This window comes from Pseudomonas sp. SG-MS2 (assembly GCF_009933855.1).
In the GTDB taxonomy this organism is placed as follows: Bacteria; Pseudomonadota; Gammaproteobacteria; order Pseudomonadales; family Pseudomonadaceae; genus Aquipseudomonas; species Aquipseudomonas putida_E.
Genome location: NZ_MOMO01000216.1, coordinates 23,719 through 35,952, shown reverse-complemented (window position 1 = coordinate 35,952; position 12,234 = coordinate 23,719). Strand labels below are relative to the sequence as shown.

Annotated in this window: 7 protein-coding genes; 3 read left to right on the top strand and 4 right to left on the bottom strand. The window is 63.4% G+C overall.

All coding sequences use genetic code 11. The annotated features are described in order from the left end of the window. Positions 1-209 precede the first annotated feature (209 nt). Positions 210-371 carry a hypothetical protein gene (locus tag BLX42_RS26570; protein ID WP_012313715.1) on the bottom strand — a complete coding sequence of 54 codons (162 nt, stop codon included), beginning with the start codon at positions 369-371 and terminating at the stop codon, positions 210-212. 139 nt (positions 372-510) lie between these two features. Between BLX42_RS26570 and BLX42_RS18110 the strand changes: the two genes are divergently transcribed. From BLX42_RS18110 to glgB, 3 genes are read left to right on the top strand one after another with little or no spacing between them, the layout of a single operon-like run. Further along, entirely contained in the window at positions 511-2,529 is a 2,019-nt protein-coding gene (locus tag BLX42_RS18110; RefSeq protein WP_161872312.1) for an alpha-1,4-glucan--maltose-1-phosphate maltosyltransferase, read from the top strand. A 42-nt stretch (positions 2,530-2,571) separates the two neighbouring features. Beyond that, a complete protein-coding gene (gene treS, locus BLX42_RS18105; protein WP_161872311.1) occupies positions 2,572-5,889 on the top strand; it encodes a maltose alpha-D-glucosyltransferase in 3,318 nt (1,105 codons plus the stop codon). Beyond that, on the top strand, positions 5,890-8,100 hold the full coding sequence (gene glgB, locus BLX42_RS18100; RefSeq protein ID WP_046787288.1) for a 1,4-alpha-glucan branching protein GlgB: 2,211 nt from the start codon (positions 5,890-5,892) through the stop codon (positions 8,098-8,100). 56 nt (positions 8,101-8,156) lie between these two features. Here glgB and BLX42_RS18095 read toward each other — a convergent pair whose 3' ends face one another. The 3 genes from BLX42_RS18095 to BLX42_RS18085 form a co-directional block, all read right to left on the bottom strand. After that, a complete protein-coding gene (locus BLX42_RS18095; RefSeq protein ID WP_046787287.1) occupies positions 8,157-9,233 on the bottom strand; it encodes an autotransporter outer membrane beta-barrel domain-containing protein in 1,077 nt (358 codons plus the stop codon). 418 nt (positions 9,234-9,651) lie between these two features. Beyond that, the gene (gene glgX / locus BLX42_RS18090) at positions 9,652-11,805 is read right to left on the bottom strand and encodes a glycogen debranching protein GlgX (RefSeq protein WP_046787286.1); all 2,154 of its coding nucleotides are present in this window, start codon (positions 11,803-11,805) and stop codon (positions 9,652-9,654) included. A 144-nt stretch (positions 11,806-11,949) separates the two neighbouring features. Continuing rightward, on the bottom strand, positions 11,950-12,234 hold the full coding sequence (locus tag BLX42_RS18085; RefSeq protein ID WP_046787285.1) for a DUF2934 domain-containing protein: 285 nt from the start codon (positions 12,232-12,234) through the stop codon (positions 11,950-11,952).

The following is a 12,234-nucleotide window of genomic DNA, read 5'->3' as shown; positions in this document are numbered from 1 at the left end:
GTAATTGGCACAGCGGCCCACTCGCTCACCTGCGCAGTCAGCGCATAGCATGTGTCGCGCACTTCAAGCGGCAAAGTTCTATAGGCTGGAGATGAGTGTGGCACCAAGGATTATCCCAATAGTGAGTGTTCTGAAAAATTGGGGGCCCATCATCGAATCAATCCGCCCACACCGCTACTGGCAAAAATATCAGGTGGCGTGGTCTACCCTTAAGCCTTCACCGGTGGCTCCTGGCTCGGCGGGTCGCCGACCGTCGGCGGCTCGGTCGGCTTGATCGGCAGCTCGTCCGGGTCCTCTTCCGGCACGGGCGGCGGCAGGCTCGGGTCGTCGATGTTGGGGTCGGGTGTCTCTGGTGGAATGGGAATGTTCATGGCCTGACCTCGCAGGGTGAATGAGAGGGTGGTGCAGGCTTTGATACGTGGCTGCGCCGTTTGCTCAATTTTTTTGAACCCCCTGCGTGGACGATGGCTCTGAACCCTTACCGCCAATGCCAACAGGGAGCCAGGACCGATGTCGCGCAACGAGCCCTTCGAAAGCGTACCGATGGCGAACGATCACCCCGACCAGGCCATCAGCCTGTCCCAGGCGCTGCTGGCGCCGCGCATCGTGATCGAGGATACCCAGCCCGCACTTGACGGTGGCGGTTTCGCCGTCAAGGCCATCAGCGGCCTGCCGGTTGCAGTCAGCAGCAAGGTCTACAGCGATGGCCACGATCGCCTGGCTGTGATGCTCAAGTGGCGGCAGGCCCATGGCCGGCGCTGGCACTGCGTGCCCATGCATTCGCCGGGCAACGACCTGTGGCTGGCCGAATTCACCCCCACCGAACTCGGCCCGCACCTGTTCAGTATCGAGGCCTGGATCGATCCGTTCGCCACTTATTGCCACGACCTGGAGAAGAAGTTCCACGCCGGCGTCGACGTGAAACTGGAACTGGAAGAGGGCCGCCAGCTGCTCGGCAAAGGCGCAGAGCGCAGCGAGGGCGAACTGCGCAAGCAGATCGAGGCACTGCAGGTTCAGTTGCCCACGTTGGCCCAGGCTGACCAGGTGGCGCTGCTGCTGGATGCGCAGGCGTCGCGCCTGATGACCGAGGCCGAGCACCGCAGCTACCTCACCTGCAGCCGCGAATTCCCGGTCGATGTCGACCGCCCGGCCGCGCAGTTCGCCAGCTGGTATGAGCTGTTCCCGCGTTCGATCACCGACAGCCCTGAGCGCCACGGTACCTTCAACGACGTGCACGAGCGTTTGCCGGTGATTCGTGACATGGGCTTTGACGTGCTGTATTTCCCGCCCATTCATCCGATCGGCAAGCAGCACCGCAAGGGCCGCAACAATGCCTTGCGTGCTGAGCCCAACGACCCGGGCAGCCCCTACGCCATCGGCAGCCCCGAGGGCGGGCACGATGCCATACACCCGCAGCTGGGCACCCGGGAGGACTTCCGCCGCCTGGTGGCCGCCGCCGCCGAGCACGGGCTGGAGATCGCCCTGGACTTCGCCATCCAGTGCTCCCAGGACCACCCGTGGCTCAAGGAACATCCCGGCTGGTTCAGCTGGCGCCCCGACGGCACCATCCGCTATGCCGAAAACCCGCCGAAGAAGTACCAGGACATCGTCAACGTCGATTTCTACGCCGCTGACGCCGTGCCGTCGCTGTGGCTGGCCCTGCGCGATGTGGTGGTGGGCTGGGTCGAGGAGGGGGTAAAGACCTTCCGCGTCGACAACCCGCACACCAAACCGCTGCCGTTCTGGCAATGGTTGATCGCCAATGTGCGCAGCCAGTACCCGGACGTGATCTTCCTGGCTGAAGCCTTCACCAAACCGGCGATGATGGCGCGCCTGGGCAAGGTGGGGTACGCCCAGAGCTACACCTATTTCACCTGGCGCAATACCAAACAGGAACTGCGCGAGTATTTCGAGCAGCTCAATCAGCCGCCCTGGAGCCTGTGCTACCGGCCCAACTTCTTCGTCAACACGCCGGACATCAACCCGTTCTTCCTGCACACCAGTGGCCGTGCGGGGTTTCTGATCCGCGCCGCGCTGGCGACCATGGGGTCGGGGCTATGGGGCATGTACTCGGGCTTCGAGCTGTGCGAAGGCACACCCCTGCCGGGCAAGGAAGAGTACCTGGATTCGGAGAAGTACGAGATCCGCCCGCGCGATTTCACCCAGCCCGGCAACATCATTGCCGAAATCGCCCAACTCAATCGCATCCGCCGGCAGAACCGTGCCCTGCAGACGCACCTGGGCGTGGCGTTCTTCAACTGCTGGAACGACAACATCCTGTATTTCGCCAAGCGCACGCCCGAGCGCGACAACTACATCCTGATAGCGGTCAGCCTCGACCCGCACAACGCCCAGGAGGCCAGCTTCGAACTGCCGCTGTGGGAGCTGGGGCTGGACGATGACGCCGACACCCTGGGCGAAGACCTGATGAACGGCCACCGCTGGACCTGGCATGGCAAGACCCAATGGATGCGTATCGAACCGTGGCATCAGCCATTTGGTATCTGGCGCATAGAAAAGGCCCGATAAGCCCCTGGGCGGCGCTGAACCCGCAATTGAAAGGAGTCGCACATGGCCAAGCGTTCCCGCCCGGCAGCCTTCCTCGACGACCCGTTGTGGTACAAGGACGCCGTGATCTACCAGCTGCACATCAAGTCGTTCTTCGATGCCAACAACGACGGCATCGGTGACTTCGCCGGCCTGATCAGCAAGCTCGACTACATCGCCGACCTGGGCGTCAACACCCTCTGGCTGTTGCCGTTCTACCCCTCGCCACGGCGCGACGACGGTTATGACATCGCCGAATACAAAGCCGTACATCCCGACTACGGCAGCATGGCCGATGCCAAGCGTTTCATCGCCGAGGCGCACAAGCGCGGGTTGCGCGTGATTACCGAGCTGGTCATCAACCACACCAGCGACCAGCACCCCTGGTTCCAGCGCGCCCGCCATGCCAAGCGCGGCAGCAAGGCCCGCGACTTCTACGTGTGGTCGGATGACGACCAGCAATACGACGGTACGCGGATCATCTTCCTCGACACCGAGAAGTCCAACTGGACCTGGGACCCGGTGGCCGGCCAGTACTTCTGGCACCGCTTCTACTCGCACCAGCCGGACCTGAATTTCGACAACCCGCAAGTGCTCAAGGCCGTGATCGGGGTGATGCGCTTCTGGCTGGACCTGGGCGTCGACGGCTTGCGCCTGGACGCCATCCCCTACCTCATCGAGCGCGATGGCACCAATAACGAGAACCTCCCCGAGACCCACGAGGTACTCAAGGCGATTCGTGCCGAGATCGATGCCAATTACCCCGACCGCATGCTGCTCGCCGAGGCCAATCAGTGGCCCGAGGACACGCGCCCGTACTTTGGCGAGGGCGATGGCGACGAGTGTCACATGGCCTTTCACTTCCCGCTGATGCCGCGCATGTACATGGCCTTGGCCATGGAAGACCGCTTCCCAATTACCGACATCCTGCGCCAGACCCCGGAAATTCCGGCCAATTGCCAGTGGGCCATCTTCCTGCGCAACCACGATGAGCTGACCCTTGAGATGGTCACCGATCGCGAGCGCGATTACCTGTGGAACTACTACGCCCAAGACCGTCGCGCGCGCATCAACCTGGGTATTCGCCGCCGCCTGGCGCCGTTGCTGCAACGCGACCGCCGGCGCATCGAGCTGCTCACCAGCCTGCTGCTGTCGATGCCCGGCACGCCGACCCTGTACTACGGTGACGAACTGGGCATGGGCGACAACATCTACCTGGGCGACCGTGACGGTGTGCGTACCCCCATGCAGTGGTCGCCGGACCGCAACGGCGGTTTCTCCAAGGCCGACCCGCAGCGCCTGGTACTGCCGCCGATCATGGACCCGCTGTACGGCTACCAGACTGTCAACGTCGAGGCGCAGGCCCACGACCCGCATTCGCTGCTCAACTGGAACCGCCGCCTGCTGGCGGTGCGCAACCAGCAGAAAGCCTTCGGCCGCGGCACCTTGCGTACGCTCACCCCGAGCAATCGCCGCATCCTGGCGTACATCCGCGAGTACACCGATGCCGAGGGCAACAGCGAAGTCATTCTGTGTGTTGCCAATGTGTCGCGTGCGGCGCAGGCCGCAGAACTTGAATTGTCCCAGTACGCCGACAAGGTGCCAGTGGAGATGCTCGGCGGCAGCGCCTTCCCGCCGATCGGCCAGCTGCCGTTCCTGCTGACGTTGCCGCCTTATGCCTTCTACTGGTTCTTGCTGGCAGCGCACGACCGCATGCCCAGCTGGCATGTTCAAGCTACCGAGGGGTTGCCGGAATTGACTACGCTAGTGCTGCGCAAACGCATGGAAGAGCTGCTGGAAACGCCTTCGAGCGATACATTGCAAGACGCGATCCTGCCGCAATACCTGCCCAAACGGCGCTGGTTCGCCGGCAAGGAAGGGCCTGTCGACCAGGTGCGCCTGTGTTACGGCGTGCGCTTGGGCACCGCCACGACACCCGTGCTGCTCAGCGAAATCGAAGTGCTGGGCGATGGCGTGGCCAACCGTTACCAGTTGCCGTTCGGGCTGCTGCCTGAAGACCAGATCAGCAGCGCGTTGCCGCAACAACTGGCGCTGTCGCGGGTACGCCGTGGCCGTCAGGTGGGCCTGATCACCGATGCCTTTGTGCTCGAACCCTTCATTCGCGCTGTGCTGCGCGCCTGCCAGGACGGCCTGCGCCTGCCCTGTGGCAATGGCCAGGGCGAGTTGCGCTTCCACTGCACCGAACCGCTGGCCGGCCTGGGCCTCGATGAAGACAGCGCTGTGCGCTACCTGAGCGCCGAGCAGTCCAACAGTTCGGTAGTAGTGGGCGATCGCGTAGTGCTCAAGCTGATCCGCCGGGTCAACCCGGGGGTTCACCCGGAGCTGGAAATGAGCGCCTACCTCACCGCCGCCGGGTTCGCCAACATTTCGCCGCTGCTGGCCTGGGTCAGCCGCGTGGACGAGGCGCAGGCCCCGCACCTGCTGATGATCGCCCAGGGTTACCTGAGCAACCAGGGCGACGCCTGGGCCTGGACCCAGAACACGCTGGAGCGGGCCATCCGCGACGAGATGGAGCCATCCAGCAACGATGGTGAAGCGCATACCGACGCACTGGCCGAGCTCAACGGTTTTGCTGCCTTGCTTGGCCAGCGTCTGGGCGAGATGCATCTGTTGCTGGCCGCCCCGACCGACGACCCCGCCTTCCGGCCGCGCAGCAGCGATGGTGAAGACAGCGAGCGCTGGGCCCAACAGATCAGCAGCGAGCTCTGCCATGCCCTGGACTTGCTGGCGCAGCACCGCGACAACCTGGACAACGACAGCCAGGCGTTGGTCGACGACCTGCAACAGCAACGTGAAGGCCTTGCCCAGCACATCGCAAACCTGGCCAGGCAGGCCCAGGGTGGCCTGCTGATGCGGGTTCACGGCGACCTGCACCTGGGTCAGGTGCTGGTGGTGCAAGGGGATGCCTACCTCATCGATTTCGAAGGCGAGCCTTCGCGTGCGCTGCAAGAGCGGCGGGCCAAGCACAGCCCGTACAAGGATGTCAGCGGCGTGTTGCGATCCTTCGACTATGCTGCTGCGATGATCCTGCGCAGCGCCTCGGCGGTAGACGCTTCCGAGGCGGCACGGCAGGCTCGTCAGCGGGTCGCCCGGCAGTACCTGCACCAGTCGCGCCACGCCTTCGTCGAAGCCTATGGCCTGGCCACCGCCGCCATGCCTCACGCCTGGCAACAGGCCGAGGGCGAACGCGCCGCACTGGAACTGTTCTGCCTGGAAAAGGCCGCCTACGAGATTACTTATGAAGCCGAAAACCGGCCAAGTTGGCTGGCCGTGCCTTTGCATGGCTTGCATGGATTGATCAGTACCTGGGGAGAGTCATAGATGAATGCAACCACGCGTGATAACGGTGGCCTTCGGCAGCGGGAGCTCGATGCCCTTGCCCGCGCCGAGCACGCCGATCCTTTTGCAGTACTTGGCCCCCATGGCGATGGCGCGGGCGGGCTGTGGGTCCGCGCTTTTCTGCCAGCTGCCCTGAGCGCCCGGGTGCTGGCCCGCGATGACGGGCGTGTGCTTGCTGACATGCAGCAGGGCAGCCTGCCCGGGTTGTTTACCGCGCACCTGGATGATGCACAGCCGTACTTGTTGCAGATCGGCTGGGCCGGTGGCGAGCAGGTGACCGAAGACCCGTATAGCTTCGGCCCGCAATTGGGCGACATGGACCTGCACCTGTTTGCCGAGGGCAATCACCGCGACCTGTCCGGGCGCTTCGGCGCCCAGCCCATTGCGGTCGACGGCGTCCATGGCGTGTGCTTTTCGGTATGGGCGCCCAATGCGCGGCGCGTGTCGGTGGTGGGCGACTTCAACAATTGGGACGGCCGTCGTCACCCGATGCGCCTACGGCACAGTGCCGGGGTGTGGGAACTGTTCGTGCCGCGCCTGGGCGTAGGCGAAACCTACAAATTCGAGGTGCTGGGCAAGGAGGGCGTGCTGCCGCTGAAGGCCGACCCGCTTGCCCGCGCCACTGAGCTGCCGCCCAGCACCGCATCGAAGGTGGCCGGCGAACTCAGCCATTCATGGCAAGACCAGGAGTGGATGGAACACCGCGCCCAGCGCCATGCCTACAGTGCGCCGCTGTCGATCTATGAACTGCACCCAGGCTCCTGGCAGTGCGAGCTGGATGACTTGGGTGAAGTGTCGCGCTTCTACAATTGGCGCGAACTGGCCGAGCGCCTGGTGCCCTATGTGCAGAAGCTCAACTTCACCCATATCGAGTTGCTGCCGATCATGGAGCATCCGTTCGGTGGCTCATGGGGCTACCAGCCCTTGTCGATGTTCGCGCCGACCTCGCGCTACGGCACGCCAGAAGACTTTGCCGCGTTCATCGACGCCTGCCACCAGGGCGGTATCGGTGTAATTCTCGACTGGGTGCCGGCGCATTTCCCAACGGACGAGCATGGCCTGGCGCGCTTCGACGGCACCGCTCTTTACGAGTACGACAACCCCCTGGAGGGCTTCCACCAGGACTGGAACACGTTGATCTACAACCTGGGCCGCAACGAAGTACGCGGTTTCATGCTGGCTTCGGCACTGCACTGGCTCAAGCACTTCCATATCGATGGCTTGCGGGTCGATGCGGTGGCCTCGATGCTGTATCGCGACTATTCGCGCAAGGCTGGCGAATGGGTGCCCAACCGCCATGGTGGGCGCGAGAACCTGGAGGCCATCGATTTCATCCGCCACCTCAACGGTGTGGCCGCCCATGAAGCGCCGGGCGCGTTGATCATCGCCGAAGAATCCACCGCCTGGCCGGGTGTCAGCCAGCCCACCCAGCAAGGTGGCCTGGGCTTCGCCTACAAGTGGAACATGGGCTGGATGCACGACACCCTGCACTACATCCAGAACGACCCGGTGCACCGCAGCTATCACCACAACGAGATGAGCTTCGGACTGATCTATGCCTATTCCGAACATTTCATCCTGCCCATTTCCCACGATGAAGTGGTGCACGGCAAGCATTCGCTGATCGACAAGATGCCCGGTGATCGTTGGCAGAAGTTCGCCAACCTGCGGGCTTACCTGACCTTCATGTGGACTCACCCGGGCAAGAAGCTGTTGTTCATGGGCTGTGAGTTCGGCCAATGGCGGGAATGGAACCATGACCACCAGTTGGACTGGTACCTGCTGCAGTACCCCGAGCACCAGGGCGTGCAACGCCTGGTGGGTGACCTGAATCGGCTGTACCGTGACCTGCCGGCATTGCATGAGCAAGATTGCCAGCCGCAAGGTTTCCAGTGGCTGATCGGTGATGACGCGCAAAACTGTGTGTATGCCTGGCTGCGCTGGAGCAGCAACGGTGAGCCATTGCTGGTGGTGGCCAACTTCACCCCGGTTCCGCGCGAGGGGTACCGGATCGGCGTGCCGTTCGGTGAGCGCTGGCAAGAGCTGCTCAACAGCGACGCCGAGCTGTATGCCGGGTCGAATGTGGGCAACCTTGGCGCGGTGGAGAGTGACGAGGTCGCCAGCCACGGGCAACCGCTGTCGCTGGCCCTGAACCTGCCGCCGCTGGGTGTACTGGTGATGAAACCCGCCTGATCCTTGGGCCTGAGTTGGCCTCTTGGCGGGCTTGTCCCGCGAAGAGGCCACACTGATCACCAGCGCATCCTGACCCCCAGGCTGCCGATCAACCCATTCAGATCGTTGTCATCCACATCACTGCTGTAATCGGCGCTGACAAACAACGCCATGGAAGGTGTCACCCGCGCCACCAGGCCCAACCCCAGTTCCACCGTGGTCGAATAGCGCGAGCCGGATATCTTGTCGACCTGGTCCAGCTTAACCTCGTCGGCATCGCTGAAGTCATACCAGACGTTGGTCCGCACATAGGGTTCGATGGGCATGCCCCGCACTTCGTAGCGCCCGGACAACTTGGCACCGACCCGGCCGCTCCAGGTTGGCTGGCTGTCGAACGCCTGCAGCGTCTCTTCCTGCACCTGGTTGCCAGGGAAGAACTGCTGGTTGATCAACTGTGCCTGGGGTTCGATCACCCAACTGCCACCCAGGCGGATCGGGTAACCACCTTCCACGGAAAAGGTCATCGCATGGCCGCTGTCGTTCACCCGCTGGCCCGTTTCGCCCCGGCCCAGCACATCGATGCGCGTGCCCATGGCTACAGCGTCCACGTGCCAGCCCTGATCATGGGTCATGCTCCAGTACACCCCCAGGCTCTCGCCGCTGAGGTTCACTGCATTGCGCTGCTTGTCGCCGAGCATCACACGGCTGCCCTTCAAGCTGCTTTGCAGATTGTTATGCCCCACGAAAATGCCCGCGCGGTGCACATTGCCGCCGCTGGTTTCACGCACGAACAGGTCCGGGCCAATCGTCAGTTGCTGGCTGGGTGCTTCCAGCTGCTCGGGGGCCTGCGCACCCGGGCGAGGTGTGCCCGGGAAAAACTGCGCCCATTGGCTGGCTATCAGGTCGGGCGCCAGCGGGCCATGGCGTTCGGCCATCTTGTTGCTGAAGGCTGTCAGTGTACCCAGGCTCAGGCCGCTGGCGCTGACGGGGTCAAGCGACAGCTGGGCCATTGCCGGCTGCTGCAGGAACAGGGGTGAGCTGGGGTCGTCCAGCAATGGGGAGGCGAAGGTTTCCACCGGGGTTGCCAGAAGCATCGACGTGGAAACCGCGTAGAAAATACGGTCGAAGCGCAACGGGTTCGAGGTGCTTTTCATGGCGGATCTCCTGTGTTTTTGTTGTACAGCCCAAGGACCTGGCCTGTTGTCACGAGCTGTACGGCTAAACACAGGGCGACCCAAACCAGTACGCCAGCTTTCTCAAGCACGCACGAAGGCGCGAGCTAAAGGCCCGGCGCAATTTTTTTACGACTAGATAATCTTTAGCTAAGGAGAGGTAAGGGCTTGCGTCAAGAAAGTGTTAAACAGGCGGGGAGCTTCAGGGCGCAGAGTTAACATCATGATTTCTGGCGAAAACACTACGCGCATAGCGGCGTTCGCTATTTCCTGCACCCTGGCTATGCCGAAACATTGCTAGCGCCGCTGTTACGCCGGGTGCGAGCCGTGCGTCCAAGGTGGCCAGGCGCAGCCGGCCCTGAGATCCGTTCGGTCCAGGGCCGGTTGAGCCAACCCCGGTTCAGTCCTCCTCGCGCTGCAGCACCATCAGCAGCAACGAGCGCCCCTGGACCTGGAACGTGCTGTCGAATGGCAAGTGTTGCCCTTTGCGCAGTTCCGGCCGGTCGGTGTCCACCAGGCAGCTCCAGTAGTCACCGTCCGGTACCGTCGGCAGCAGGAACGGCACCACATCGTGGTGCGCATTGACGATCAGCAGCACCGTCGCCTCCGAACCCGGCCGGGCGATGCCGCTGACCTGGGCGCGGCCGTCGATCAGCATGCCCAGGCAACGCCCATGCGGGTCTTCCCACTGCTCCACACTCATCTCGCTGCCGTCGGGCGCCAGCCAGGTCACGTCCTTGACCCCGATCGCCTCGTTGTAGTCGCCGACCAGAAAGCGTGAGCGGCGCAGCACCGGGTAGGCCAGGCGCAGGCGGGTCAGGCGCTTGACGAAGGCCAGCAGACCTTTGCCTTCTTCGTCCAGGTCCCAGTTGACCCAGCCGATCTCGCTGTCCTGGCAGTAGGCATTGTTGTTGCCGTGCTGGGTGCGGCTGAACTCGTCGCCAGCGACGATCATAGGGGTGCCTTGGGCCAGCAGCAGGGTGGCGAAGAAGTTGCGCATCTGGCGCATGCGCAGAGCATTGATTTCAGGGTCGTCGGTGGGGCCTTCCGCGCCGCAGTTCCACGACAGGTTGTTGTCGGTACCGTCCTGGTTGTTCTCGTCATTGTCTTCGTTGTGTTTGCCGTTGTACGACACCAGGTCGCGCAGGGTGAAACCGTCGTGGGCAGTGACGAAGTTGACCGAGGCATAAGGGCGCCGGCCGCGGTTGTTGAACATGTCGCCCGAGGCGGTCATGCGCGAGGCGAAGTCGGCCAGCTGGCCTTCGTCGCCTTTCCAGAAGGCGCGCACGGTGTCGCGGAAGCGGTCGTTCCATTCCGCCCAGCCCGGTGCGAAGTTGCCCACCTGATAGCCACCTGGGCCGCAGTCCCATGGTTCGGCGATCAGCTTGACCTGGCTGAGCATCGGGTCCTGACGACAGGCGACGAGGAACCCGTGGCGTTCGCTGTAGCCGTCGTGGTAACGGCCCAGGATGGTCGCCAGGTCGAAGCGGAAGCCGTCCACATGCATCTCGCCAGCCCAGTAGCGCAGCGAGTCGGTCACCAGTTGCAGCACGCACGGGTGGCTGAGGTCCAGGGTGTTGCCGGTGCCGGAATCGTTGATGTAATAGCGTTTGTCATCGGGCATCAGCCGGTAGTACGAGGCATTGTCGATACCGCGCATGGACAGCGTCGGGCCACGCTCGTTGCCCTCGGCGGTGTGGTTGTAGACCACATCGAGGATCACTTCGAGGCCGGCGTCGTGCAGGTGCGCGACCATTTCCTTGAACTCGGCGATCTTGCCGCTGGCCAGGTAGCGCGGGTGCGGGGCGAAGAAGGCGATGCTGTTGTAGCCCCAGTAATTGTTCAGGCCTTTGTCCAGCAGGTGCTGGTCATTGACGAAAGCGTGGATCGGCAACAGTTCGATGCTTGAAACGCCAAGGTCCTTGATGTGCTTGAGCAACTCGTCGTTGGCAAGGCCGGCGAACGTGCCGCGCAGTTTTTCCGGCACGGCAGGGTGGCGCATGCTGATGCCGCGGGCATGCGCTTCATAGAGGATGGTGCGCTCCCAAGGGATCTGTACGCGCTGGTCGCGGCCCCAGGTGAAGGCCGGGTCGATGACTTTGCATTTGGGTACGAAGGGCGCGCTGTCGCGCTCGTCGAACGACAGGTCGCCGTCGGGATGGCCGATGGTGTAGCCGAACAGTGCCTCGGACCATTTCAGGCTGCCGACCAGTTGCTTGGCGTAGGGGTCGATCAGCAGTTTGTTGGGGTTGAAGCGGTGGCCGTTCTCTGGCTCGTAGGGGCCGTAGACACGGTAGCCGTATACCAGGCCTGGGTGGGCGTCAGGCAGGTAGCCGTGGTAGATCTCGTCGGTGTACTCCGGCAGCTCGATGCGCTCGAGTTCCTGCTCGCCTGTGGAGTCGAACAGGCACAGCTCGACCTTGGTGGCGTTGGCTGAGAACAGGGCGAAGTTGACCCCCAGCCCATCCCAGGTGGCGCCGAGCGGGAAGGGCATGCCCTCGCGCAGGCGGGATGGTGCGATGGAGCGGGTTTTCTTGGGAATGCGGGGGCTCATGGCGGTCCTCGGATGGCCGTAGGGAAGGGGGCGGATGGTCCTTCAGTCGCGGCCCCATCGCCGGCAAGCCGGCTGCCACCGCAATCCCAGGGTCTTTGAGATCTTTGTGGGAGCCGGCTTGCCGGCGATAGGGCCGGGACCGGCTTAGCCAGCAGCCGGCTTCTTCACCGTTTTGGGCTTTTTCGCAGCGGCCGGTTTCACCCCTGGCAGCGCCGCAGCCTTGGGCTCGGCAGGTGCTTTTGGCGCCGCCGCGACCTTGGGCTTGGCGGCGGCCTTCTTGCGCGGCGCAGCCTTTGGCGCCAGCGCCTCGGCCTCGGCCAGCTTGCGGGCCATGTCCCAGTGGCGCTCTTCCTCGCCTACAGGCTTACCTTCAGACTCCCAGATCTGGTAGGCAAATTCGCGAATACGTTTTTCATCGACACTCATCAT

Bases quoted from the DNA above. Each gene is read 5' to 3' on its own strand.
- BLX42_RS26570 (WP_012313715.1), bottom strand. From the start codon at position 371: ATGAACATTCCCATTCCACCAGAGACACCCGACCCCAACATCGACGAC.
- BLX42_RS18110 (WP_161872312.1), top strand. From the start codon at position 511: ATGTCGCGCAACGAGCCCTTCGAAAGCGTACCGATGGCGAACGATCAC.
- treS (WP_161872311.1), top strand. From the start codon at position 2,572: ATGGCCAAGCGTTCCCGCCCGGCAGCCTTCCTCGACGACCCGTTGTGG.
- glgB (WP_046787288.1), top strand. From the start codon at position 5,890: ATGAATGCAACCACGCGTGATAACGGTGGCCTTCGGCAGCGGGAGCTC.
- BLX42_RS18095 (WP_046787287.1), bottom strand. From the start codon at position 9,233: ATGAAAAGCACCTCGAACCCGTTGCGCTTCGACCGTATTTTCTACGCG.
- glgX (WP_046787286.1), bottom strand. From the start codon at position 11,805: ATGAGCCCCCGCATTCCCAAGAAAACCCGCTCCATCGCACCATCCCGC.
- BLX42_RS18085 (WP_046787285.1), bottom strand. From the start codon at position 12,234: ATGATGAGTGTCGATGAAAAACGTATTCGCGAATTTGCCTACCAGATC.